General features: G+C 73.0%; 21 protein-coding genes, 1 tRNA gene and 1 pseudogene. 8 read left to right on the top strand and 15 right to left on the bottom strand.

Going from position 1 to position 24,060, the window contains the following annotated elements:
* Nucleotides 1–14: 14 nt before the first annotated feature.
* The 4 genes from OTB16_RS16675 to OTB16_RS16660 form a co-directional block, all read right to left on the bottom strand.
* Nucleotides 15–218, bottom strand: coding sequence for a cold-shock protein (locus OTB16_RS16675; protein WP_052872633.1), 204 nt, complete (start codon nucleotides 216–218; stop codon nucleotides 15–17).
* Nucleotides 219–653: 435 nt separating this feature from the next.
* Complete coding sequence (locus OTB16_RS16670) at nucleotides 654–1,811, bottom strand: acetyl-CoA C-acetyltransferase (protein ID WP_267720988.1); 1,158 nt, start codon at nucleotides 1,809–1,811, stop codon at nucleotides 654–656.
* Between the two features lie 19 nt (nucleotides 1,812–1,830).
* A complete protein-coding gene (locus tag OTB16_RS16665) occupies nucleotides 1,831–2,418 on the bottom strand; it encodes a TetR/AcrR family transcriptional regulator (protein WP_267721026.1) in 588 nt (195 codons plus the stop codon).
* A gap of 126 nt (nucleotides 2,419–2,544) precedes the next feature.
* Nucleotides 2,545–3,363 carry an SDR family oxidoreductase gene (locus OTB16_RS16660; protein ID WP_267720987.1) on the bottom strand — a complete coding sequence of 273 codons (819 nt, stop codon included), beginning with the start codon at nucleotides 3,361–3,363 and terminating at the stop codon, nucleotides 2,545–2,547.
* 122 nt (nucleotides 3,364–3,485) lie between these two features.
* Here OTB16_RS16660 and OTB16_RS16655 point away from each other — a divergent pair, with 122 nt between their 5' ends.
* Together OTB16_RS16655 and OTB16_RS16650 are read left to right on the top strand one after the other, a co-directional pair.
* Nucleotides 3,486–4,631, top strand: a complete 1,146-nt coding sequence (locus OTB16_RS16655; protein ID WP_267720986.1) for an acyl-CoA dehydrogenase family protein — start codon at nucleotides 3,486–3,488, stop codon at nucleotides 4,629–4,631.
* On the top strand, nucleotides 4,631–5,626 hold the full coding sequence (locus tag OTB16_RS16650) for an acyl-CoA dehydrogenase family protein (protein WP_267720985.1): 996 nt from the start codon (nucleotides 4,631–4,633) through the stop codon (nucleotides 5,624–5,626). The genes OTB16_RS16655 and OTB16_RS16650 overlap by 1 nt, the downstream gene beginning before the upstream one ends.
* Before the next feature lie 20 nt (nucleotides 5,627–5,646).
* Here OTB16_RS16650 and OTB16_RS16645 read toward each other — a convergent pair whose 3' ends face one another.
* From OTB16_RS16645 to OTB16_RS16635, 3 genes are all read right to left on the bottom strand, one after another.
* On the bottom strand, nucleotides 5,647–6,369 hold the full coding sequence (locus OTB16_RS16645) for a class I SAM-dependent methyltransferase (RefSeq protein WP_267720984.1): 723 nt from the start codon (nucleotides 6,367–6,369) through the stop codon (nucleotides 5,647–5,649).
* Nucleotides 6,370–6,454: 85 nt separating this feature from the next.
* Nucleotides 6,455–6,796: a hypothetical protein gene (locus OTB16_RS16640; RefSeq protein ID WP_267840648.1), complete on the bottom strand. Its 342-nt coding sequence runs from the start codon at nucleotides 6,794–6,796 to the stop codon at nucleotides 6,455–6,457.
* Nucleotides 6,797–6,829: 33 nt separating this feature from the next.
* Entirely contained in the window at nucleotides 6,830–7,360 is a 531-nt protein-coding gene (locus OTB16_RS16635; RefSeq protein WP_267720983.1) for a hypothetical protein, read from the bottom strand.
* A gap of 276 nt (nucleotides 7,361–7,636) precedes the next feature.
* Between OTB16_RS16635 and OTB16_RS16630 the strand changes: the two genes are divergently transcribed.
* Both OTB16_RS16630 and OTB16_RS16625 read left to right on the top strand, forming a co-directional pair.
* Nucleotides 7,637–8,194: a DUF1062 domain-containing protein gene (locus tag OTB16_RS16630; RefSeq protein ID WP_267720982.1), complete on the top strand. Its 558-nt coding sequence runs from the start codon at nucleotides 7,637–7,639 to the stop codon at nucleotides 8,192–8,194.
* A gap of 76 nt (nucleotides 8,195–8,270) precedes the next feature.
* Nucleotides 8,271–8,345, top strand: a tRNA-Ala gene (locus OTB16_RS16625).
* Between the two features lie 28 nt (nucleotides 8,346–8,373).
* On the opposite strand, the gene OTB16_RS16620 is transcribed toward OTB16_RS16625, so the two are convergent.
* Genes OTB16_RS16620 through OTB16_RS16610 form a run of 3 tightly spaced genes read right to left on the bottom strand, consistent with a single transcriptional unit; the run spans nucleotide 8,374 to nucleotide 11,123 of the window.
* Nucleotides 8,374–9,264: an alpha/beta hydrolase gene (locus OTB16_RS16620; RefSeq protein WP_267720981.1), complete on the bottom strand. Its 891-nt coding sequence runs from the start codon at nucleotides 9,262–9,264 to the stop codon at nucleotides 8,374–8,376.
* On the bottom strand, nucleotides 9,261–9,989 hold the full coding sequence (locus tag OTB16_RS16615) for an SDR family NAD(P)-dependent oxidoreductase (RefSeq protein WP_267720980.1): 729 nt from the start codon (nucleotides 9,987–9,989) through the stop codon (nucleotides 9,261–9,263). The genes OTB16_RS16620 and OTB16_RS16615 overlap by 4 nt, the downstream gene beginning before the upstream one ends.
* Nucleotides 9,990–9,992: 3 nt before the next feature.
* Nucleotides 9,993–11,123, bottom strand: a complete 1,131-nt coding sequence (locus OTB16_RS16610; RefSeq protein WP_267720979.1) for an LLM class flavin-dependent oxidoreductase — start codon at nucleotides 11,121–11,123, stop codon at nucleotides 9,993–9,995.
* A 153-nt stretch (nucleotides 11,124–11,276) separates the two neighbouring features.
* On the opposite strand from OTB16_RS16610, the gene OTB16_RS16605 reads away from it, so the two are divergent.
* The 3 genes from OTB16_RS16605 to OTB16_RS16595 all read left to right on the top strand — a co-directional run bounded on the left by OTB16_RS16605 (nucleotide 11,277) and on the right by OTB16_RS16595 (nucleotide 13,348).
* On the top strand, nucleotides 11,277–11,864 hold the full coding sequence (locus OTB16_RS16605) for a PadR family transcriptional regulator (protein ID WP_267720978.1): 588 nt from the start codon (nucleotides 11,277–11,279) through the stop codon (nucleotides 11,862–11,864).
* Between the two features lie 166 nt (nucleotides 11,865–12,030).
* A complete protein-coding gene (locus tag OTB16_RS16600; protein WP_267720977.1) occupies nucleotides 12,031–12,759 on the top strand; it encodes a VWA domain-containing protein in 729 nt (242 codons plus the stop codon).
* A gap of 16 nt (nucleotides 12,760–12,775) precedes the next feature.
* Nucleotides 12,776–13,348 carry a pyridoxamine 5'-phosphate oxidase family protein gene (locus OTB16_RS16595; RefSeq protein ID WP_267720976.1) on the top strand — a complete coding sequence of 191 codons (573 nt, stop codon included), beginning with the start codon at nucleotides 12,776–12,778 and terminating at the stop codon, nucleotides 13,346–13,348.
* On the opposite strand, the gene OTB16_RS16590 is transcribed toward OTB16_RS16595, so the two are convergent.
* Both OTB16_RS16590 and OTB16_RS16585 read right to left on the bottom strand, forming a co-directional pair.
* Nucleotides 13,341–14,675: a DUF1906 domain-containing protein gene (locus OTB16_RS16590; RefSeq protein WP_267720975.1), complete on the bottom strand. Its 1,335-nt coding sequence runs from the start codon at nucleotides 14,673–14,675 to the stop codon at nucleotides 13,341–13,343. The genes OTB16_RS16595 and OTB16_RS16590 overlap by 8 nt on opposite strands.
* A 396-nt stretch (nucleotides 14,676–15,071) precedes the next feature.
* Entirely contained in the window at nucleotides 15,072–15,557 is a 486-nt protein-coding gene (locus tag OTB16_RS16585; protein WP_267720974.1) for a hypothetical protein, read from the bottom strand.
* Between the two features lie 418 nt (nucleotides 15,558–15,975).
* Here OTB16_RS16585 and OTB16_RS16580 point away from each other — a divergent pair.
* Nucleotides 15,976–16,529 (top strand): annotated as a pseudogene (locus OTB16_RS16580) (GntR family transcriptional regulator); the annotation flags it as partial.
* A 153-nt stretch (nucleotides 16,530–16,682) separates the two neighbouring features.
* On the opposite strand, the gene OTB16_RS16575 reads toward OTB16_RS16580, so the two are convergent.
* The 3 genes from OTB16_RS16575 to OTB16_RS16565 form a co-directional block, all read right to left on the bottom strand.
* Nucleotides 16,683–18,143 (bottom strand): glutamate synthase subunit beta, encoded by a 1,461-nt coding sequence (locus tag OTB16_RS16575; protein WP_267720973.1) that lies wholly within the window; start codon nucleotides 18,141–18,143, stop codon nucleotides 16,683–16,685.
* Complete coding sequence (gltB, locus tag OTB16_RS16570; protein WP_476470167.1) at nucleotides 18,136–22,713, bottom strand: glutamate synthase large subunit; 4,578 nt, start codon at nucleotides 22,711–22,713, stop codon at nucleotides 18,136–18,138. Before gltB ends, OTB16_RS16575 begins: the two co-directional genes overlap by 8 nt.
* A 400-nt stretch (nucleotides 22,714–23,113) precedes the next feature.
* Nucleotides 23,114–23,845: a VIT1/CCC1 transporter family protein gene (locus OTB16_RS16565; RefSeq protein WP_267720971.1), complete on the bottom strand. Its 732-nt coding sequence runs from the start codon at nucleotides 23,843–23,845 to the stop codon at nucleotides 23,114–23,116.
* Nucleotides 23,846–24,060: the final 215 nt, after the last annotated feature.

The following is a 24,060-nucleotide window of genomic DNA, read 5'->3' as shown; positions in this document are numbered from 1 at the left end:
GCGTGCTGAAGCAATTAGGCGGGGACGATGTTCTCCGCCTGGGGGCCCTTCTGGCCCTGCGTCACGTCGAAGGACACGCGCTGGCCCTCCTGGAGCTCACGGAAGCCCTGGGTGGCGATGTTCGAGTAGTGGGCGAAGACGTCCGGGCCGCCACCGTCCTGCTCGATGAAGCCAAAGCCCTTTTCCGAGTTGAACCACTTCACGGTGCCAAGTGCCATTTTGAATCTCCTGAATAGGCGGCAAAGGGCCCCATCCGGAGATTCCGGCAAAACAATAAAAGCGCCTGTCGGAGCAATCCCGTCAGGCGCACATAAAGTTCATGGGTACCACAACTGCAACGAGCTCTAAGCTAGCACACGTACGCCGGGGTGCGCGCCCGCGAGGGTGTGACCTGCGCCCTTCCCGGCGGGAGCCGGTCCGCCGGGCCCCGCGGGCGGGGTCCCGCGGGGCCCGGCCGCAAGGATTCCGGGCGGCCCGGTCCCCCGCCGGGCCGCACCGCGCGCCCTGCGGGGGAATTCGTTTCGGACGGTTGAGCGGGGGGTGTGAGGGGCCGGGTCCGGTCCGGACGCGACGGGGCCGGCGCGGGCCCGTCGCGGGCCCCGCTGCCGGGCCTGCCACCGGAACGGTCACGGCCGCCGCCGGGACCGCCGGGCCTACAGCCGTTCGATGATCGTGACGTTGGCCTGGCCGCCGCCCTCGCACATGGTCTGGAGGCCGAAGCGGCCCCCCGTGCGCTCCAGCTCGTGCAGCAGCGTCGTCATCAGCTTCACGCCCGTCGCGCCGAGCGGGTGGCCGAGGGCGATGGCGCCGCCGTTGACGTTGACCCGCTCCGGGTCGGCGCCGGTCTCCTTCAGCCAGGCCAGCACGACCGGCGCGAAGGCCTCGTTGATCTCCACCAGGTCGATGTCGGCCAGCGCCATGCCGGTCTTCTTCAGCGCGTACGCCGTGGCCGGGATCGGCGCCGACAGCATCCGGATGGGGTCCTCGCCGCGCACCGAGAGGTGGTGGATGCGGGCCCGCGGCCGCAGGCCGTGCTCCCGTACCGCCCGCTCCGAGGCGATCAGCATCGCCGCCGCGCCGTCCGAGACCTGGGAGGAGACGGCCGCCGTGATGGTGCCGCCCTCGACGACGGGCTTCAGGGCCGCCATCTTCTCCAGCGTCGTGTCCCGGCGGGGGCCCTCGTCGGCCGTCACGTCCCCGTAGGCCACCGTCTCGCGGTCGAAGCGGCCCTCGTCGATCGCGCGCAGCGCCCGCAGGTGCGAGCGGAGCGCGAACTCCTCCATGTCCCGGCGGGTGATCCCCCACTTCTCGGCGATGAGCTGGGCGCCGTGGAACTGGTTGACGGGGGCGTCGCCGTAGCGAGCCCGCCAGCCCTCCGATCCGGCGTACGGGCCCTCGGTGAGGCCGAGGGGCTCCGCCGCCTGCCGTGAGGCGAAGGCGATCGGGATCATCGACATGTTCTGGGTGCCGCCCGCGACCACCAGGTCCTGGGTTCCGGAGAGCACGCCCTGCGCCGCGAAGTGCACCGCCTGCTGCGAGGAGCCGCACTGCCGGTCCACGGTGACCCCCGGAACCTCCTCCGGAAGGCCCGCCGCCAGCCAGGCGGTCCGGGCGATGTCGCCCGCCTGCGGGCCGACCGTGTCGAGGCAGCCGAACACCACGTCCTCCACCGCCGACGGGTCGACGCCCGACCGCTCGACGAGCGCCTTCAGGACGTGCGCGCCCAGGTCGGCCGGGTGGACCGCCGACAGGCCTCCCTTGCGCCGTCCGACGGGGGTGCGTACGGCGTCGACTATGTAGGCCTCGGGCATCGGGACTCCTCTGGATCGGTTACGTGCGCAGGGCGATCCCGTCCAGCACCATCGACAGGTACTGGCGGGCGATCTCCTCGGGACTGTGCTGTCCGCCCGGCCGGTACCAGGAAGCCGCCACCCACACCGTGTCGCGTACGAAGCGGTAGGTGAGGCGGACGTCGAGGTCGGCGCGGAAGACCTTGGCCGCGACCCCCCGCTCGAGCGTTCCCAGCCACGCCTTCTCGAACTTCTGCTGCGAGTCGGAGAGGTAGTGGAAGCGGGGCTGGGGGGCGAGGGTGCGGGACTCCTTCTGGTAGATCGCGACGGCGGCGCGGTGCCGGTCGATCTCCCGGAAGGACTCGGTGACGAGGGCCTCGATGGTCTCCCTGGGGCCGAGGCCGGCGGCGAGGACGGTGTCGTAGCCCTCCCACAGCTCGGTCAGGAAGTCCGACAGGATCTCGTCGAGCATCGATTCCTTCGAATCGAAGTGGTAGTAGAGGCTGCCGGCGAGCATGCCGGCGGCGTCGGCGATCTTGCGGACGGTGGTGGCGTTGTAGCCCTGCGCGGCGAACACCTCGGCGGCGGCGGCGAGGAGTTCGCGGCGGCGCTCGGGCGATGCGGTCACCTGCGGCTTCTTCGTGGCGGTTTGGTTCTTCGCGGCGGTCCGCTTCTTCCCGGCCGTCGGCCCGTTCTCGGCGGTCGGCTGGTTCGCGGCTTTCGGCTTGTTCGTTGGCACGCGCCCATTCTGGGCCTACGGGTGCTGACTGCTGACCGAGACGGTCTCGCCCGTCATGTACGACGAGTAGCCGCTGGCCAGGAAGACGATGACGTTGGCGACCTCCCAGGGCTCGGCGTAGCGGCCGAAGGCCTCGCGGGCGGTGAGTTCGGCGAGCAGCTCCTCGCTGGTGACCTTCACCAGGTGCGGGTGCATGGCCAGGCTGGGGGCGACGGCGTTGACGCGTACGCCGAACTCGGCGGCCTCCAGGGCCGCGCAGCGGGTCAGCGCCATCACGCCGGCCTTGGCGGCGGCGTAGTGGGCTTGGCCGGCCTGGGCGCGCCAGCCCACGACGGAGGCGTTGTTGACGACGACCCCGCCCCGGCCGGAGGCCCGGAACGAGCGGAGCGCGGCGCGGGTGCAGCGGAAGGTGCCGTTCAGGGTGACGTCGAGGACGCGGGACCACTGTTCGTCGGCCATGTCGACGAGGGCGGCCGTGCCGCCGAGGCCGGCGTTGTTGACGACGGCGTCGAGGCCGCCGTGGGTCTGCTCGGCGAGTGCGAACAGGGCCCGTACCTGCTCCTCGTCGGTGACGTCGCAGGGCAGGGAGGCGACGCGGTCCGCGCCGAACTCGGCGGCGAGCGCGGTCTCGGTCTCCTTCAAGCGGCGGGCGTGGGCGTCGCCGATGACGATGCGTGCGCCCTCCTCCAGGAAGCGGCGGGCGGTGGCTCCGCCGATGCCGGCTCCGGCGGCGGCGGTGATCACGGCGGTGCGGCCGCGCAGCAGGCCGTGGCCGGGGACGTACTCGGGGGCGTTGACGCGCTCGGGTGCGGCCACGCGCTCGGGTGCGTTCACGCGCGCACCTCCCGCGGCCTGCTCCGGACCCCGGTGCGGAACTCCTCGACGCTGCTCATGGCCGTACGTTAACCTACCAAACACTTGTTAGGGAAGCATGTACGGATGGAGTCGACCACCTGATGGACCTGACCCAGACGGCGCGGACCCTGGCCTTCCGGGCGGAGGCCCGGGCCTGGCTCGCCGCCCACGTCCCCGCGGCCCCCCTCCCCTCCCTGGAGACCGCGGAGGGTTTCGCAGCCCACCGGGAGTGGGAGGCGCTGCTGCACGCGGACCGCTGGTCGGTGGTGTCCTGGCCCGAGGAGTACGGGGGCCGGGGCGTGGACATCGTGCACTGGCTGGTCTTCGAGGAGGAGTACTGGGCGGCGGGCGCGCCCGGCCGGGTCTCGCAGAACGGCATCAGCCTGCTCGCCCCGACCCTCTTCGACCACGCGAGCGCGGAGCAGCGGGCGCGGGTGCTGCCCGCCATGGCGAGCGGCGCGGAGATCTGGGCGCAGGCCTGGTCGGAGCCGGAGGCGGGCTCCGACCTGGCGTCGCTGACGTCGCGGGCGGTCCGCACGGACGGCGGCTGGCTGCTGTCCGGGCAGAAGACCTGGTCCTCGCGGGCCGCCTTCGCCGACCGCGCGTTCGGCATCTTCCGTACGGACCCGGACGCGCCGAAGCCGCACCAGGGCCTGACGTACCTGATGTTCGACCTGCGGGCACCGGGGGTGACGGTGCGGCCCATCGGGCGCCTCGACGGCAAGCCCGCGTTCGCGGAGCTCTTCCTCGACGGGGTCTTCGTACCGGACCGGGACGTGATCGGGGAGCCGGGGCAGGGCTGGCGGATCGCCATGTCGACCACGGGCAACGAGCGCGGCCTGACCCTGCGCGCGCCGGGCCGCTTCCTGGCGGCCGCGGACCGCCTGGTGGGCCTGTGGGAGGCGGCCGGCGATCCGGCTGACACGGCGCTGCGGGACAGGGTGGCGGACGCGGTCGTCGGGGCCCGCGCGTACGAGCTGTTCACCTGGGCGAACGCCTCGCGCTTCGCGGCGGGCCAGGCGATCGGCGCCGAGTCCAGCCTGAACAAGGTGTTCTGGTCGCAGTACGACATCGCCCTGCACGAGACGGCGCTGGACCTGCTGGGGCCGGACGCGGAACTCGCCGAGGGCGAGTGGGCCGAGCCCTGGGTCTTCTCCCTGGCCGGGCCGATCTACGCGGGGACCAACGAGATCCAGCGCGACATCATCGCCGAGCGGCTGCTCGGCCTCCCGAAGGGCCGCCGCTGATGCGCTTCCTGCCGACCGACGAGCAGGCGGACTTCGCCCGTACGCTGCGCTCGCTGCTGGCCGCCGCCGACGTCCCGGCCGCCGTACGGGACTGGGCCGGCGGGCGGCACGGGCCCGGGCGCACCCTCTGGTCGAGGCTCGCGGACACGGGCCTGTTCGCGCTGGCCGTGCCCGAGGCGTACGAGGGCCTGGGGCCGCTCCCGCCGGAGCTGGCGCTCGGCTTCGTGGAGCTGGGCCGGGCCGGGGTGCCGGGGCCCGTGGTGGAGACGGCGGCCGCCTGCGTCCTGCTGGCGGAGCTGGACGAGGAGGCCCCGGCCAAGCGGTTCCTGCCGGCGCTGGCCGGGGGCGGGGCGTCGGCGACGCTGACGCTGCCGGGCGGGAGTCCGTACGCCCTGGACGCGGACGCGGCCTCGTACTGCTTCACGGTGTCGGGGGCGGGCGAGCTCCGGCTCGCCGCGGGCGGCGGCGGTCCGCTCCTGGCCTCCACGGACCCGGCCCGGCGGCTGTCCGTCCCGCCGGCCGGGGGCGAACTCCTGGCCGCCGGGCCCCGGGTGCTGGAGGCGGCGCGGACGGCGGCGCGCTGGGCGCGGCTGCTGACGGCGGCCCAGTGCCTGGGCGTCGGCGAGGCACTGCTGGCCCGGACGGTGGAGTACGCGAAGCGGCGCACCCAGTTCGGGGTGCCGATCGGCGGCTTCCAGGCGGTCAAGCACCGGCTGGCGGACACCCTGCTGGGGCTGGAGTTCGCCCGGCCGCTGGTGTGGGCGGCGGCGCTGTCCCTGGACCCGGCCGACGTGGCGGCGGCGAAGCTCACGGCCGGGGAGTCCGCGTACCGGGCGGCGATGTCGGCGCTCCAGCTGCACGGGGCGGTGGGCTACACAGAGGAGCTGGACCTGTCCCTGTGGCTGCGCAAGGCCCGCCCGCTGCGGGACGCGTGGGGTACGCCGTCGGCCTGCCGGGCGGAGGTCCTCGCGGCGCCCCGGCCGCGGGGGCGGTGAGGCGGCGGCCCGGTGCGGGGTCACGGCACGGCGAGGCTCAGGGTGACCACGTAGCTCTCCTCGACGGAGCAGTCGGGGAACCGGGCGAGCAGCCGGGCGCGCTCCCCGTCCAGGAACGCGCGGGTGCGGGTCGCTCCCAGGAGGAGGAAGGCGGAGTGGCTGGCGTGGTTGGCGAGGTGGGCGTCGAGGGGGACGCGCCGCGACCAGCGGATCGCGCGGGTGGTGAAGTCCAGCCCCGGGGGCAGCCCGCGGAAGACGGCCGCGTCGGCGCCGAACAGGTTCCGGATCCGGGCGTCCTGTGCGGCGATCCAGGGGACGGCGGTGTCCATGTCGTTCCACCACAGCGCGAGCGCGCCGCCGGGGTGCAGCACGCGGCGGGCTTCGGGGACGGAGCGGGCCGGATCGGTCCAGTGCCAGGCCTGGGCGTAGGTGAGCAGGTCGAGGGCGCCGCCGGCCAGGGGCAGCCGGTCCCCGTCGCCGCGTACGAGGGGGATCCGCGGGTGGGCCCGCCGGAACTCGGCGGCCATGCCGTCACCGGGCTCCACGGCGAGGACCTCGGCCCCGCGGGCGTGCAGCAGGGCGCTGGCGATGCCGGTCCCGGCCCCCACGTCGGCCACGCGCGCTCCGGCGAGGGGCCGCCCGGCGAGTTCCTCGACGGCGTCGAACAGCGCGTCCGGGTATCCGGGCCGGTGGGAGTGGTAGAGCGCGGCGGCGGCGTCGAAGGAGCGGGCGCGTGTCGTCATGCGGGCCATTCTTTTCGATCTCCCCGGTGGGGGCCAGGCCCCCACCGGGTGGGCCGGGCGGGGATGCCGCACCCTCGCCCGCCGGTCAGCGGAACGCGTGCACGACCTCGATGCGGCCGACGATGTGCGCGTTGAACTCGGGCAGGTCCCCGGCGGGGACCCACAGCTCCAGGATCGTCTCGCCGCCCGCGCGCTGGACCGGGTAGCGGGCCAGGAAGGCGGAGTCGACCTCGAACCGGGTCACGAAGCCGGCGCCGTCGTGCCTGAGGTTCCAGTCGCGGGCGATGCGGGTCGCGTAGTCCTCGTTCAGGACCGGGTAGAAGATCGGCTGCTCGGGGAGGCGCGGCGGCCAGGCCTTCCAGTCGGCGGCGCGGACCAGGTCGAGCTCGACGGGGCCCGTGGGGCGCCAGAGGGTGGTGGTGGACACCACCGAGGCTATCGACGGCCGGGCGAGCGGGTTTCAGTAGCGGGACTTCCGGAAGGAGTACCAGCTCAGGGCGGCTGTCTGGAGGGCGAGCAGGGCGGCCGTGGCCGCCGTCTGCCACAGGGGCCTCGCCGGCCGGCCGCCGGGGGTCCATGCCGGGCCGTCGGGGTCCGCGGTGACCGTCAGCCGGGCGCCGACCGGCAGGTCGCTCGCCAGCGGGCCGGGCAGATCGCGGCCGGCGTCCGTGCGCAGCCGCAGCGACGGGGAGAGGCCGGCGCCGTCCTTCACCATCGTGCGGGAGGTGACCACGGCCTGCTCCTCCCGCCCCCGGTCGTGCAGGGTGTGGCGGTCCAAGGCGGCTCCCCCGGCGACCACGACGCCCACCGCGACGAGCGCGAGGGCGGTACGGGCGACGAACTCCGCGCCGGTGCCGTGCGGTACGCCGGCGCCGATGACGAACACGGCCAGCAGGACCGGGATCCAGGCCCCCTCCGGGCCGCGCAGCAGCAGGACGGCACCGAACTCGGCTGCCAGGAGCAGGCAGTTGCGCAGCAGCAGGCCAGACATGGACACATCATGCACACAAGGTGCGGGCGCCTGGGCGGCGTACGGGCCGGCGGGCGCGCGGGCATCCGCCGTTGGGGGGGGGTAGAGCCGCCCGCCCCGAATTCGGTGGAGCCGCACCGCCGCGTGCCGTTAACGTGCTCCCGCCCGCAGTCGCCCCGTCAAGGACGTGCCGTTGTACACCAAGTGAGACCCCCCGAGCGCTGAACCGTCGCGCGTCGCACCTGTGCGCCGCGCTCCTTTTCGCTGCGGTCTTCTCACTGGAACCGGTGTACCCCTGTGTCCGAAACCTGGGTGGTCCTGCCCACCTGCCTGCCGACAGTCCTCCGCACTTGCCACAGGTGCGCCTCCGGGCGCTTCCGGGCGAACGGGAAATTCCGCCTCAACGCGCACCACAAGCTCCTCGACGCCTGGCTCCTCGCCCGGTGCACCCGGTGCGGGGACACCACCCGGCTCACGGTCCTGGAGCGGGTGAACGTCCGGTCCGTGCGGCCCGCGCTCCTGAACCTGCTGCACGGCAACGACCCCGGCCTGGCTGCCGAACTGCTCCAGGACCCGCTCGTGCTGCGCCGCAACCGGATCGCCCTCGACTGGGACGGCGCCTGGCGCCTCGACCGCGGCGCGCCGGACCGGCCGCGGCCGCCGGAGGGCGAGGCGGTCGAGGTGTCGGTCCGCTTCGCCGCGCCGATACCCGTGCGGCCGGTGCGACTGGTCGCCGAGGGGTTCGGCCTCTCGCGGGCCGGGGCCGAGCGGCTGCTCGCCGCGGGGAACCTCGTGTCGGCGGTCCGCCTGAGCGGCCGGCGCTCGGGCGACTTCACCTTCACGTTCAAGCACTGAGCCCGTCCGGCCCGGGGCCCGTCCCGCGATATTCGATCGCCCGGACGGGCCCCGCGGTCTAGGGTCTCCGGCAAGGGCGGGGTCGTAGCACAGAGGTAGTGCGCCTACACAGCATGGAGGAGGACGCCGGTTCGAATCCGGCCGCCCCGCCCCCTTCCCCCTTCTTCCGGCGCGCCCCGCTACGTGGCCGCCACCCAGTCCGCGGCCGCCGCCAGCGCGGTGGCGCCGGCCGGCAGCGGCAGGCCCAGGAAGCCGTGGAAAACCCCCGGGTGGAGCTGGACGGCGCAGTCCACGCCGGCCGCCCCGAGGCGGCGCGCGTACGCCAGGCCCTCGTCCCGCAGCACGTCACAGTCGGCCAGGACGATCAACGTACGCGGCAGACCGGCGAGTTCGGCGCGGGAGGCGCGCAGCGGCGAGACGTGCGGGTGCGCCGGGTCGCCGCCGTAGCAGTCCCAGTACCAGGCCATGTGCGCGGCGGTGTGGAAGTACCCCGTCGCGTACGCCTCGACCGACTCGGCGGCCATCGAGGCGTCCAGCGGCGGGTAGAACAGCAGTTGTCCGGCGAGGAGTCCGGGCGCCCGCAGCGCGGTCACGGCGGCCAGGTTGCCGCCGCTGGAGTCCCCCGCCACCACCACCCGGTCCGGGTCACACCCGAGGGCGCCCGCCTCCGAGCGCGCCCACAGCAGCACCGCCAGCGCGTCGTCGGGCGCCGCCGGCCAGGGGTGTTCGGGGGCGAGCCGGTAGTCGGCCGAGACGACCACCGCGCCCGAGGCCGCGGCCAGCCTCCGGCACAGCGCGTCGTGCGTGTCCGGACCGCACATCACCCAGCCGCCGCCGTGCAGGAAGACGACCAGCGGGCGGCCCGCGGCGCCCGGCGCCGGGTCGTACACCCGGACGGGGACGTCCGCGGCGCCGGTGTCGTACACCGCGGCGACCTCCGGGCCCCGGGGGCCGGGGACGGCCGCCGCGCGCAGGGCGGCCGTGTCGCCGGGGCCGGGGAAGCCCGCGGCCATCGCGTCGCACAGCTGCCGGGCCGCCGGGGAGAGCGGATCGCCCGCGCCGGCGCTCATCGGGCCGTCATCCCGCCGTCGACGGTGAACTCGGCACCCGTCAGGTACGAGGAGGCGTCCGAGCAGAGGAAGCGGACGAGTTCCCCGACCTCCTCCGGCCGGCCCATCCGGCCCAGGGGCACGTGCGACCAGTCCCGGCCCGCGACCGAGGCGGCCACCATCGGGGTGTCGATCGCCCCCGGGTGCACGGAGTTGACCCGGATGCGGTCCCGGGCCAGGTCCAGGGCCGCCGAGCGGGTCAGCCCGCGCAGCGCGAACTTGGTGGAGCCGTAGGCGGCGTGGCCCGGTATCCCGACCAGTCCGGCGGTGGAGGAGATGTTGACGATCGATCCGCCACCCGCCGCCCGCAGCACCGGCGCCACCGCCTGGATGCCGTGGAACGGGCCCAGCAGGTTGACCCGCAGCAGCGCCTCGAAGTCCTCGGCCGTCTGCCGCTCCACGTGGGCGGTGCGCCACAGGGCCGCGTTGTTGACCAGTGCCGAGACCGTCCCGAAGGCCTCGACGGCCGCCTTCACCACCCCGGCCCAGGACGCGGCGTCGGCCACGTCGTGCCGTACGAACAGCCCCTGTCCGCCGAGGCCGGCGGCGACCGTCCGGCCCTCCTCCTCGCGGACGTCGGTGACGACGACCCGGGCGCCGGCCTCCGCGCACAGCAGGGCCTCGGCGGCGCCCTGGCCGCGGCCGGCGCCGGTGATGACGACGACCTTTCCGTCCAGCGTGATCACGGCTCAGCCCTCCAGGGCGCGGAAGTGCGGGATGACCTTCTCGCCCCACTGGCGGATGGTTTCCATGCAAGCCTCCTGCGGGACGGTGCCCATCTGGATCAGGCACATCACCTCGTCGACGCCGATCTCGCGCAGCCGCTCCACGTAGGCGACGGCGGTCTCGGCGCTTCCGTAGGCATGGTCGGCGTTGAAGGTGCCGGTGTCGACGGGGCGGGCCGGGATGTTCGCCTCGTGCAGCTTGGCGACGAGTTCCTCGCGCCCCTTGGCGAGGGCCTCCACGTGCTCCTCGGCGGGCGCGTCCTCGGCGTATCCGGTCGGCGCGGGGCCGCCGCCGTACCAGTGCGCGATGGACTCGGCGAAGAAGCGCTGCCCCCGGGTGCCCAGGCGCAGCGCGCGCTCGGCGTCGTCGAGGACGATGGTCGGGCAGAGGGCGGAGAAGTGGTCGTTGACCTCGGTGGAGACGAACCGGCCGCCGTCGCGGGCCGCGATGGCCTCGTCGTAGACGGTGCGCATCGCGCGGACGTCGTCGGCTCCCGAGAAGCCCATCACCAGCGCGCCGATGCCCAGTTCGGCGGCGAGGCCGAGGGACTCGTGCTGGGAGCAGGCCATGAAGAGCGGCGGGTGCGGCTCCTGGACCGGACGGGGCAGGATCGCCCCGGGGCCGATGTCGAGCGAGCCGTGCCACTCGAACTCCGGCTCCCGCCAGGCGGCGGCGAAGATCCGCAGGGCCTCCTCGGTCTGCGGCCGGGTGTCCTGCGGCCGTACCCCGAACATGGACATCTCCTGGCGGGTGGCGCCGCGGCCCGCGCCGACGTCGACGCGGCCGCCGGAGAGGACGTCGAGCATCGCGGCGCGTTCGGCGACGCGGACCGGGTGCTGGTAGCCGAAGGGCATGGTGACCACGCCGTGGCCGATGCGGATCGTCCGCGTCCGGGCGGCGACCCAGGCGAGGAAGATCTCGGAGGCGGTCAGGTGCGCGTACTGGGTGAGGGAGTGGTGCTCGACGGCCCAGATCCGGTCGAAGCCCATCTCCTCGGCGAAGACGGCCTGTTCGACGCAGTCGTGGATGACCTGGCGCTCGCGCTCCGGGGTCGGGTCGACGAGCTGCGCCTCGAAGATCATCGAGAACTTCACGGGGCCTCCGGATTCGGATGCGGGTACGGACGCGGATGTGGGTGCGGATGTGGGTGCGGATCGCTCTGTAGTTATTTCGATTAGGCATACTCCTAGCAGTCATGTCATGCGGAGGGAAGGGCCGCGGCGGAGACCGGTCGTAGACTGCGCTGCGTGTCAGACGAGACGAACAGGCGCACGCTCCCCGCGACCAGCTGGGCGGTGCTCGGGCTGCTCTCCTTCGGGGAGGAGCTCTCCGGCTACGACCTGAAGAAGTGGTCGGACCGGTCCTTGCGCTTCTTCTACTGGAGCCCGTCCTTCAGTCAGATCTACAGCGAGCTCAAGCGGCTGGAGAAGGCCGGTTACGCCTCCTCGCGCCAGGTGGCCCAGGAGACCGGCACCCGCGACAAGCGCGTCTACCGGATCACCGCGGAGGGCATGGCGGCCGTACGGGAGTGGGCCCGCGAGGCGCCCGTCGACCCGCCCGTCCTGAAGCACGGGCCGATGCTCCGGCTGTGGCTGGGCCACCTGCTGGAACCCACGCAGATGCGCGAACTGCTGATCCGGCAGCAGGAGTTCGCGGAGGACATGCGGCTGCGCGCGGCCGCCGACGCGGAGCGCGCGAAGGACGAGCCGGCCTGGGCCTATCCGGCCCTCACCCTCAAGTGGGCCGAGCGGTACCACGCCTCCGAACGCGACCTCGCGGCCGCCATGCTCGACGACATCGAGGCGCTGGCGGCCGAGCGGGGCGAGCACCCGTAAGCACGCCGCGGCCGGGGGCGGCGGCGGCGGAGCGAGCACCGGGCGGGCGGCAGCGGCAGCACGGGGCGTTCGGCAGCGGCACCGGGCGGGCGGGCGGCGGGCGCACCGCGGTTCGCACCTCTGTTCACCGGCGCCGACCGGCGTGTCCTCCCGTACCCTCGGCCCCATGACGGGCAGCGCGATGGACCTCCGCAAGGTCGAGGAAACGGCTCCGGCGCTCGTGCGCCTCTACAAGAGCGCCGGGGTCTCCCTGCGCAAGTACGGCCTGGAGGGCGGGCGCGCCTCGGTCTACCTGGTCCTCGACTACTCCGGGTCGATGCGCCCGTACTACGACGACGGCAGCGTCCAGGCCCTCGCCGACCGGGTGATGGGGCTGTCGGCCCACCTGGACGACGACGGCCGCGTCCCCGTGGTGTTCTTCTCCACCGAGGTCGACGCGGTGGAGGAGATCTCCCTCGCCGGGCACGAGGGCCGGGTCAACGAGATCGCCGCCGGCCTCGGCCACATGGGCAAGACGGCCTACCACGCGGCCATGGACGCAGTGATCGACCACTACCTGGACTCCGGGTCCGCGCGCCCGGCCCTCGTCGTCTTCCAGACGGACGGCGGGCCGATCAACAAGTTGGCGGCGGAGAAGTACCTGTGCAAGGCGGCCCGGCTGCCGCTGTTCTGGCAGTTCGTCGGCTTCGGCAACACCCGCAGCTCGCAGTTCGACTTCCTGCGCCGGCTGGACGACCTGCCCGTCCCGGGCCGGCGCGTCGTGGACAACGCGGGCTACTTCCACGCGGGCTCCGACCCGCGCGCCGTCACGGACTCGGAGCTGTACGACCGGCTGGTCGGGGAGTTTCCGGCCTGGCTGCAAGCGGCCCGGCGGCTGGGCATCACAACCCCCTGAGGGGTTACATGGCGGTATGACGATCACCAACTGGGCCGCCTTCGAGAAGGCAGAGCCGGAGTTCGCGAAGGCGGTCCAGGACCGCTTCGCGCAGTACCCGCACCACGTCCTGGCCACCCTCCGCAAGGACGGGTCCCCCCGGGTGGCCGGGCTGAACGTCGACATCCGGGGCGGGGAGCTGTGGCTCGGCATGATGCCCGGCTCGATGAAGGCCAGGGACCTCCAGCGCGACCCGCGGTTCGCCCTGCACACCAACCCGGGCGAGGGCGAGACGATGCCGGACGGGGACGTACGGGTCTCCGGGCGGGCGGTGGAGGTCATCGACCCGCCCGAACTGCACCGGTACGCGGAGGAGACGGCGTCGGAGTCCCCGCACCCCTTCCACCTCTTCCACGCCGACCTGACGGAGGTCGTGCACATCGGCGTGGACGGCGAGGAGCTGGTGGTGCGGGCGTGGACCCCGGCGGGGGGTTTGCGCACCATCCGCCGGGGCAACGACGACGAGCCGGCCCGCGAGGACCCGAAGGACCCGGCGGGCGGCCCGGCAGGCGGACTGGCGGGCGGACCGGCCGAGGGACCGGCTAGCTGAGCGGCAGGAGCGGCGGGAGGATCCCTCCGGTCCCGAGGACGGAGGGGTCGACGTCCACCCAGTTCCGGTCGATGTTGATGGTCACCCCGCCGTACGAGGTGTCGTGGTCGCCGCGGAACTGGTGGGCCCGGCGCGGTCCGGCCCACTGCGCGGTGCCCTTCGGCAGGCCCATGTCGGCGTCGGAGACCGAGGCCGTTCCGTTCCACCGGGCGACCCACAGCACGTCCGGCATGGCCTCGCGGGCCTGGTGGTGGTGGGCGCTCAGGGCCTTGACCCCCGAGCTCGCCGAGACGTAGGCGGCGGAACGGTAGCGCAGCTCGTGCAGCCGGACCGTCCACGCGGTCAGGTAGGCGACGACCGGGGCGTCCCAGGTGGCGCGGTCCGAGTAATTCTCCAGGTCGTTGTAGAGGATGGTGCCCTCGGGCAGGCCGAGCGACCGGGCCGCGGTGACCGCGCCGTCGGCGGCGGACCGTCCCTGCCCGTCCGCCTCGGAGGCGTCGGTGGACAGCCCGGTACTGGCGCTGTGCCAGGGCTGCGGGCCGACCCAGATCGGCATCAGGTGCCAGCCCGCCTGCGCCTGCTTGCGCACCCAGGCGGCCGTGAGCTGTGGCTGGGCGCAGGCGCGGGCGCGGCCCCCGATGTAGACGCCGACCGCGCGGAAGGGGGAATCGGCCCGCCACGTGTCCATGGAGCGCTGGGTCGGGGCGGTGCAGGCGTCGAAGCCCTGGCCGGTAAAACGCTCCTGGGCGGTACGCAGTGCCGGGGCCGCGACGGCGGCGGCCGCGAGGGGCGGCCCGGCCGGGGCCGCGGCGGCCTCGCCGGCCACGGTACGGGCCCGGGACAGGACCTCCCGTACGGTGCCGGGCGTGATCCCGTACGAGACGGTGGCCATGATCCCGGAGCGGCGCAGGGCGTAGCGCAGCTCGTTGCTGTCGGAGCGGGGCGGGACCTCGGGCAGGGTCTTCACGGACTCCGCGGCGACGGTCGGCACGTCGGCGCGCGGCGGGGCGCCGTCGAGGGGTTCCAGGTGCAGGGTGTCGGACCGGCGGACGGCCGCCCGGCCGGTGCACTCGGCCTGGGTCCCGGCGTGGCCGAGGTACAGGGTGGGCAGGTCGAGGCGCAGGCAGGCGCCGGGGTGCCGGTCGAGGTCGACGACCCGCCAGTCGGCGGGGACGGACAGCCGGAGCCCGCGGTAGTCGACGGTCCGCCCGTCGCCGGGGGTGTTCGCGGTGGCGGTGGTGGCGGTGGCGGTGGTGGCGGTGAGCGGGAGGGGGAACAGCAGGGCGGCGCCGAGGAGGCCGCTCAGCAGCGTGCGGGTGGGGGCCATGGTGCCGATAGGTACCAGACGACAGCCCGGCCAACTGTCGCCCGCCGGCGCGCAGATGGTCCGTCCGGCCTAAGACGTCGCTGCCGGACCGTGTCGGCCCCGTCCGCGCGTCCGCGTCGTCCGGTGCCGTGCACCGCAAGGCGGAGGGCCGACCGCGTACGGGACGCACTCGGCCGACCCGACAACACGGCGAGGTGCGGGGCGGGGGCGGCCGGGGCGGCGGGCCGGGGACGGCGAGGGCGGCGGGCCGGGGACGGCCGGTCGGGACGGGGTCGGCCGCTCCTCGCCGGGCCCGACCGCTACGGCTGATCCCGACCGCTACGGCTGATCCCGACCGCTACGGCTGGTCCCGGAACGCCGGCAGGTCGAAGATCCGCTGCTTGCCGGCGTCGTTCATCAGCTCGACGAGGGGGGCACCAGGTCCCACAGGTCCCCCGCGCCGACCTCACGGGCCGGCGCGTCCGGTTCCCCGTCGTCCAGCGCGGCCGCAGCGTCCGCCACCACCTGCCGCGCGTCCCGCGGAAGGACCCCGACGAGCGGCAGGAACTCCCCCCAGAGCCCCGTCACCACGACGGCCCGTACCACCCCGGCCGGCACCTGCGGATCGCGCAGCGCGCCCGGCCGGGCCACGGCGAGCGAGCCGGTCCTCCTCACCGAGCAGCGCGACGAGGGGCGGCAGCGCCTCCCACAGCCCTCCGCCCACGTCACCCGCACGAGCGAATCGAGCTCGGCCCCGTCGAGGCGGGCGGCGAGGCGGGCGATCCGCAGCCGCTGCTTGCCGCCGACGGCCGCGGCGACGGCGAGGGCGAGGGCGAGGCACTCCTCCCAGAGCCCGTAAGCCGCAGCGGCCCGGACCACCGAGCCGAGCCCCTCGTCGCCCATCAGCTCCAGGATCCGCGGGAGCTGCTCGGGAGGGTCGACGCAGAAGCCGGCGCGGCCCTACCTCAGCCCCCGCACGGTCGACGCCCACCTGTCGCACATCTTCCGCAAGGCGGGCGTAACGGCCCGCTCGGCCCCGGCCCCGTGACCCACTGTCGGCCCCCCGGCACCACCCGCCCGTCCACAGGCGGCGGCAACCTGAAGAGCGCGCGGGCCGTCTTGCCCACCCCCTCGTCCCGGACCTCGAACGCGTCCGCGACCGAAGTAACGAGCCACAGCCCGCAGCCCCACGGCTCGGACCGTGCGATCCAGGCGGATCTGATGCTCATGCCGGCCGGACGCCAGCAGCTGCGGTACGAGATCAGGATCGGATGACCTTGAGCGGTCCAGAACCGATGGACCGGACCCCCGCCCGCTCCACGTGCTCATTGCCGCCGACCTGCGCGGCGAGATCACGAGCGGAGGGCTCGCGCCCGGGGCGAAGCCGCAGTCCACCGCACAGCTGAAGAACCGCTTCGACGCGTCCAACGCCACGATCCGAAAGGCCGTTCAGCTCCTGGAGAGCGAGGGGCTGGTCATCGGCCGAGCCGGATCGGCAATCACCGTACGGCCGAACCGACAGCGCACCGTCCGCCGATACCAGCTGATCACCCTCGACGGCGAACCCGCCGGACTGGTGAGTTCGTACCACCCGTTCGATGTCGCGCGCGGCACCGCCCTGGCGGAGGCGCGCCGGATCCGGGGCGGCACCCCGACCTGCTCGCCGAGCTCGGCTTCCGGCCGGCGCACAGGACCGACCGGAGCTCCGCGCGGATCGCGACGCAGGAGCAGTACGCCGCGCTGCGGCTGCCGGGAGACCTGCCCGTGCTGCGTATCCTGCGCGCCGTGTGCGACGTGGACAAGCGTCCGGTCGAGGTCACCGTCATGGTGAAGGCCGGGCATCTCTACGAGCTCCAGTACGAGTTCACCCCCGAACAGGCCCGGAACGCCACAGCGCCCGCCATCCCTGGTCGGGGACATAGCGGGCGCGGTGTCAGAGTTCCGTACACCGTTGTACGGACCGTATGAGGGGTCCCTCCGTTGCCGGAGGGGGCCCGGCGGCCCGGGGGCCGCCGGGGTGGGGCGGGGTCAGACGGTGATGGAGCGGTCCGTCGGCTTGACCGGGTACGGGAGGGCGCTGGTGCCGGTCAGGAACCGGTCCACGCCGCGGGCGGCCGAGCGGCCCTCCGCGATGGCCCACACGATGAGCGACTGGCCGCGGCCGGCGTCGCCGGCGACGAAGACGCCGTCGACGTTGGTCGCGTAGGCGGCGTCGCGCTCGATGTTGCCGCGCGCGTCCAGCGCCAGGCCGAACTGCTGGACCAGGCCGTTCTCCTGGTCGGTGCCCGTGAAGCCCATCGCCAGGGTGACGAGCTGCGCCGGGAGGACGCGCTCGGTGCCGGGCTTCGAGGTGAGCTTGCCGTCGACGAACTCCACCTCGGTGAGGTGCAGGGACTGGACGTTGCCGTCCGCGTCGCCCTCGAAGTGGGTGGTGGAGACGGAGTAGACCCGCTCGCCGCCCTCCTCGTGGGCCGAGGTGACCTTGTACAGCATGGGGAACGTCGGCCACGGCTGGTGGGCCGGCCGGTCCTCGGACGGGCGCGGCATGATCTCCAGCTGCGTGACCGAGGCCGCGCCCTGGCGGTGGGCGGTGCCCACGCAGTCCGCGCCGGTGTCGCCGCCGCCGATGACGACGACGTGCTTGCCCTCGGCCGTGATGGGGGGCGCCATGAAGTCGCCCTCCTGCACCTTGTTCGCGAGCGGCAGGTACTCCATCGCGAAGTGGATGCCGCTGAGCTCGCGTCCCGGGACCGGGAGGTCGCGGGAGACGGTGGCGCCCGCCGCGATGACCACCGCGTCGAACCGCTTGCGCAGGTCGGTGGCGGTGATGTCGCGGCCGACCTCGATGCCGGTACGGAACTTGGTGCCCTCAGCGCGCATCTGCTCGATGCGGCGGTTGATGTGCACCTTCTCCATCTTGAACTCGGGGATGCCGTAGCGCAGCAGCCCGCCGACGCGGTCGGCGCGCTCGTACACCACGACCGTGTGCCCGGCCCGGGTCAGCTGCTGGGCCGCGGCGAGACCCGCCGGACCGGAGCCGATCACGGCGGCCGTCTTGCCCGACAGCCGCTCGGGCGGCTGCGGGGTGACGTTGCCGTTGTCCCACGCCCGGTCGATGATCGAGACTTCGACGTTCTTGATGGTGACGGCCGGCTGGTTGATGCCGAGCACACACGCCGACTCGCACGGAGCCGGGCACAGCCGCCCGGTGAACTCCGGGAAGTTGTTCGTCGCGTGCAGGCGCTCGGACGCCGCCGTCCAGTCCTCGCGGTACGCGAAGTCGTTCCACTCCGGGATCAGGTTCCCGAGCGGACAGCCGTTGTGGCAGAACGGGATGCCGCAGTCCATGCAGCGGCCGGCCTGCTTGCTGATGATCGGGAGCAGGGAGCCCGGAACGTAGACCTCGTTCCAGTCCCCCAGGCGGTCGGCCACGGGACGGGTGCAGGCGGTCTCGCGCGCTGTGGTGAGGAAGCCCTTCGGGTCAGCCATGGGTCGCCGCCTCCATCATCTTCTCAGTGGTCTCGGACTCCGAGAGTCCGGCCAGCTCAGCGGCGTCCTTGGCGGCGAGCACTGCCTTGTACGTGGTCGGGATGATCTTGCTGAATCGATCCGCCGCGGCGGACCAGTCAGCGAGGAGCTTCGCGGCGACGGTAGAGCCGGTCTCCTCCTCGTGGCGGCGCACCACACCGTGCAGCCACTGCTTGTCCGTGTCGGACAGGTCGGTCTCGACGGCGCCCGCGTTGCCGACGTTGACGTTGTCCGGGTCGAGGTCGATGACGTACGCGACGCCGCCCGACATGCCGGCCGCGAAGTTGCGGCCCGTCTCGCCGAGGACGACGGCCCGGCCGCCGGTCATGTACTCGCAGCCGTGGTCGCCCACGCCCTCCGAGACGACGAGCGCACCGGAGTTGCGGACGCAGAAGCGCTCGCCGGTGCGGCCGCGCAGGAACATCTCGCCGCCGGTCGCGCCGTAGCCGATGGTGTTTCCGGCGATGGTCGAGTACTCGGCGAGGTGGTCGGCGCCGCGGTCCGGGCGGACCACGATCCGGCCGCCCGAGAGGCCCTTGCCGACGTAGTCGTTGGCGTCGCCCTCCAGGCGCAGCGTGACGCCGCGGGGGATGAAGGCGCCGAAGGACTGGCCGGCCGAACCGGTGAAGGTCAGGTCGATGGTGTCGTCGGGCAGGCCCGCGCCGCCGAACCTCTTCGTGACCTCGTGGCCGAGCATGGTGCCGACGGTCCGGTTGATGTTGCGGATCGCGACCCGGGCGCGGACCGGCTGGGCCTGCTCGGCCGCGTCGGCGTTCAGCGCGTCGGCGGCGAGCTTGATCAGCTCGTTGTCGAGGGCCTTCTCCAGGCCGTGGTCCTGCTCGATGAGGGCGTGGCGGACCGCGCCCTCGGGCAGCTCGGGCACGTAGAAGAGGGGCTCCAGGTCGAGGCCCTGGGCCTTCCAGTGCGTGACGGCCTTGGTGGTGTCGAGGAGTTCGGCGTGGCCGACGGCCTCCTCGATGGTGCGGAAGCCCAGCTCGGCGAGGATCTCGCGGACCTCCTCGGCGATGAACTCGAAGAAGTTGACGACGAACTCGGGCTTGCCGGAGAACCGGTCACGCAGGACCGGGTTCTGCGTGGCGATGCCGACCGGGCAGGTGTCCAGGTGGCAGACGCGCATCATGACGCAGCCGGAGACGACGAGCGGCGCGGTCGCGAAACCGAACTCCTCGGCGCCGAGCAGCGCGGCGATGACCACGTCGCGGCCGGTCTTGAGCTGGCCGTCCGTCTGGACCACGATGCGGTCGCGCAGCCCGTTGAGCAGCAGCGTCTGCTGGGTCTCGGCGAGGCCGAGCTCCCAGGGACCGCCCGCGTGCTTCAGCGAGGTGAGCGGGGAGGCGCCCGTACCGCCGTCGTGGCCGGAGATGAGGACGACGTCCGCGTGGGCCTTGGAGACGCCCGCCGCGACCGTGCCCACGCCGACCTCGGAGACCAGCTTCACGTGGATGCGGGCCGCCGGGTTGGCGTTCTTCAGGTCGTGGATCAGCTGGGCGAGGTCCTCGATGGAGTAGATGTCGTGGTGCGGAGGCGGGGAGATCAGGCCCACGCCCGGGGTGGAGTGCCGGGTCTTGGCGACCCACGGGTAGACCTTGTGGCCGGGCAGCTGGCCGCCCTCGCCGGGCTTGGCGCCCTGCGCCATCTTGATCTGGATGTCGTCCGCGTTGACGAGGTACTCGCTCGTCACACCGAAGCGGCCGGAGGCGACCTGCTTGATGGAGGAGCGGCGCGCCGGGTCGTACAGGCGGTCCGGGTCCTCGCCGCCCTCACCGGTGTTGGACTTGCCGCCCAGCTGGTTCATGGCGATGGCGAGGGTCTCGTGGGCCTCGCGCGAGATGGAGCCGTACGACATGGCGCCGGTGGAGAAGCGCTTGACGATGTCGGTGACCGACTCGACCTCGTCGACGGAGATCGGCGGGCGGGCCGCCGCGCCCTCGGTCTTGAAGCCGAAGAGCCCGCGGAGCGTCATGAGGCGCTCGGACTGCTCGTTCACCCGGTCCGTGTACTGCTTGAAGATGTCGTACCGGCGGTTGCGGGTGGCGTGCTGGAGGCGGAAGACCGTCTCCGGGTCGAACAGGTGCGGCTCGCCCTCGCGGCGCCACTGGTACTCGCCGCCGATCTCCAGCGCGCGGTGCGTGGCGGCGATGCCGGAGGCCGGGTACGCCTTGGCGTGGCGCGCGGCCACCTCCTTGGCGATGACGTCCAGGCCGGCGCCGCCGATCTTGGTGGCGGTGCCGCTGAAGTACGCCCCGACGAACTCCTCGTTCAGGCCGACGGCCTCGAAGACCTGGGCGCCGCGGTAGGACGCGACGGTGGAGATGCCCATCTTGGACATGACCTTCAGGACGCCCTTGCCGAGCGCGTAGATCAGGTTCTTGATGGCCTGCTCCGGCTCCAGGCCGGACAGGAAGGTACCGGCGCGCAGCAGGTCCTCGACGGACTCCATGGCGAGGTACGGGTTGACCGCGGCCGCGCCGTAGCCGATGAGCAGCGCGACGTGGTGGACCTCGCGGACGTCGCCGGCCTCGACCAGCAGGCCCACCTGGGTGCGCTGCTTGGTGGCGATGAGGTGGTGGTGCACGGCGGAGGTGAGCAGCAGCGAAGGGATCGGCGCGTGCTCGGCGTCCGAGTGCCGGTCGGAGAGGACGATCAGGTGCGCGCCGTTCGCGATGGCCGCGTCGACCTCGCCCCGGATCTCGTCCAGGCGCGCGGCCAGCGTCTCGCCGCCGCCGGAGACCCGGTAGAGGCCGGAGAGCGTGGCGGCCTTCATGCCCGGCATGTCGCCGTCGGCGTTGACGTGGATGAGCTTGGCCAGCTCGTCGTTGTCGATCACCGGGAAGGGCAGGGTCACGCTGCGGCAGGACGCGGCGTTCGGCTCCAGCAGGTTGCCCTGCGGGCCGAGCGCGGACAGCAGGGAGGTGACGAGCTCCTCGCGGATGGCGTCCAGCGGCGGGTTGGTGACCTGCGCGAACAGCTGCGTGAAGTAGTCGAAGAGCAGCCGGGGCCGCTCGGACAGGGCCGCGATCGGTGAGTCCGTACCCATGGAGCCCAGCGGCTCGCCGGCGGTACGGGCCATCGGCGCGAGGATGACGCGCAGCTCTTCCTCGGTGTAGCCGAAGGTCTGCTGGCGGCGGGTGACCGAGGCGTGGGTGTGCACGATGTGCTCGCGCTCGGGGAGGTCCGTCAGCTCGATCTCGCCGGTCTCCAGCCATTCGGCGTACGGAGCGGCTCCGGCCAGCTCGGCCTTGATCTCGGAGTCCTCGATGATCCGCTTCTGGGCGGTGTCGACGAGGAACATCTTGCCGGGCTGGAGGCGGCCCTTGCGGACGACCTTGGCCGGGTCGATGTCGAGCACGCCGACCTCGGAGCCGAGGACGACGAGGCCGTCGTCGGTGACCCAGTAGCGGCCGGGGCGCAGGCCGTTGCGGTCGAGGACCGCGCCGACCTGGGTGCCGTCGGTGAAGGTGACGCAGGCCGGGCCGTCCCAGGGCTCCATCTGCGTGGAGTGGTACTTGTAGAACGCGCGCAGCGCCGGGTCCATGGAGGTGTGGTTCTCCCACGCCTCCGGGATCATCATCAGCACGCTGTGCGGCAGGGAACGCCCGCCGAGGTGGAGCAGTTCCAGGACCTCGTCGAAGGAGGCCGAGTCGGAGGCGTCCGGGGTACAGATCGGGAAGATGCGCTCGAGGGCGCCCTCGCCGAACACTCCGGAGGCCAGCTGGGACTCGCGGGCCTTCATCCAGTTGCGGTTGCCCTTGACCGTGTTGATCTCGCCGTTGTGCGCGACGAAGCGGTACGGGTGGGCGAGCGGCCAGGACGGGAAGGTGTTCGTCGAGAACCGGGAGTGGACCAGGGCGAGCGTCGACGCGAAGCGGCGGTCGGAGAGGTCCGGGAAGAACGGCTCCAGCTGGCCGGTGGTCAGCATGCCCTTGTAGACGATGGTGCGCGCGGAGAGCGACGGGAAGTACACCCCGGCCTCGCGCTCGGCGCGCTTGCGCAGCACGAACGCCTTGCGGTCCAGCTCGATGCCGGTGCTGCCTCCCCCAGAGCCTTCGGCCTGGGAGGTGCCCCCGGTGACGAACAGCTGGGAGAAGGCCGGCATGGTGGCGCGGGCGCCGTTGCCGAGCAGGTCGGGGGTGACGGGCACCTCGCGCCAGCCGAGGACCGTGAGGTCCTCCTCGGCGGCGATGGCCTCGATCCGCGCGACGGACTGTGCGGAGCCGTCGGCGGGCAGGAAGGCGATGCCGACGGCGTACGCGCCGGCCTCGGGGAGCTCGAACCCGGCCACCTCGCGCAGGAACGCGTCCGGCACCTGGGAGAGGATTCCGGCGCCGTCGCCCGAGTCGGGCTCGGAGCCCGTCGCGCCGCGGTGCTCGAGGTTCCGCAATACGGTCAGCGCCTGCTCGACCAGCGTGTGGCTGGCCTCGCCGCTGAGGTTGGCCACAAAGCCGACGCCACAGGCGTCGTGCTCGTTGCGCGGGTCGTACATGCCCTGCTGGGCGGGGCGACCGTCCATGGGCGACCAGGCAGTGGTGCTGAGGCCGGTCGCGGAGTGCGTGGATGCGGAACGCATCGGCTCTCCCGTCGTCGTCGTGGCATATGTGCATAGCCGAGGGACGACGTTGGCCCTCTGCGAAATTTCGTGCAGATTACATGATGACGACAATCCCGAGAAGCGGATATGCCATTCCAGCATGCGGACAGTGCACGTGGCAGAAAAGAGGGGACCTTCGCGGGCGAATCAGCTTGCGATCACGGGCCGAAGGTCCCGGCGCGAGGAGCATCGTTGCCCCTGGGCGCCTCCCGGCGAAACCGGGGGGACGCCATGGTGTGATGCCCGGCGGACACGGAATCGAAACCGCCGAGTAACGAACTACTTATGCCGCGTACCGCATAGTGTCTCACTCCCTGCGCGGTCAGCCTATGGCTCCACCGATCCAGGTTCCCAGGATGTACGTCACACCCGCGGCCGCGCCACCCAGGACGAGCTGGCGCAGTCCGCTGTACCACCAGGACCTGGCCGTGACCCGCGAGACGACCGCTCCGCAGGCGAAGAGCCCCACCAGGGCGAGCAGCACCGCCGGCCACAGGGACACGGCCCCGAGCAGGTACGGGAGCAGGGGCAGCAGCGCACCCAGGGCGAAGGAGCCGAACGAGGACACCGCCGCGACCATCGGCGACGGCAGGTCCTCGGGGTCGATCCCGAGCTCCTCGCGCGCGTGGATCTCCAGCGCCTGCTCCGGGTCCCGGGAGAGCTGCATCGCGACCTCGCGGGCGAGGGAGGGGTCGACGCCGCGCGAGGCGTAGAGCTGCGCCAGCTCCTCCATCTCGTCGACGGGGTGCTTGCGCAGCTGCTGGCGCTCCACGTCGAGTTCCGCGAGGACCAGTTCGCGCTGCGAGGCGACGGAGGTGTACTCGCCGGCCGCCATCGAGAACGCGCCGGCCGCGAGGCCCGCCAGCCCGGTGATCACCACGACGTGCGGGGCGACGGCGCCTCCGGCGACGCCCGTCATCAGGGCGAGGTTGGACACCAGCCCGTCCATCGCACCGAAGACCGCCGGGCGCAGCCACCCGCCGTTGACGTCACGGTGCGTGTGATTGTCGCGGTGGGCGGTGTGCAGCGGTGCTTCGATGTCGATGATGGACATGGTGGCTCTTTTCTCCCCTTTTGTGCGAGTGGGTACGCGAAGCCGCCACGCAGCCGACGCGCGGACACCCACTCCCCCTGATCGCCTCGAACCTACGCACGATTTTTGCCGCCCGCCAGCAAGGAAGGCCGTACTTACCTGCGGTTTTACGGGTCGGCGACCGGGTGACGAGAGCGCGCGCGGGGTGTTTCGCAGCGGGCGACAAACCACATGTC

It is taken from the genome of Streptomyces antarcticus (genome assembly GCF_026627255.1).
Lineage (GTDB): Bacteria > Actinomycetota > Actinomycetes > Streptomycetales > Streptomycetaceae > Streptomyces > Streptomyces antarcticus.
Note: the sequence above shows the minus strand (reverse complement) of the source record. Positions and strands in the feature narration are given on the sequence as shown.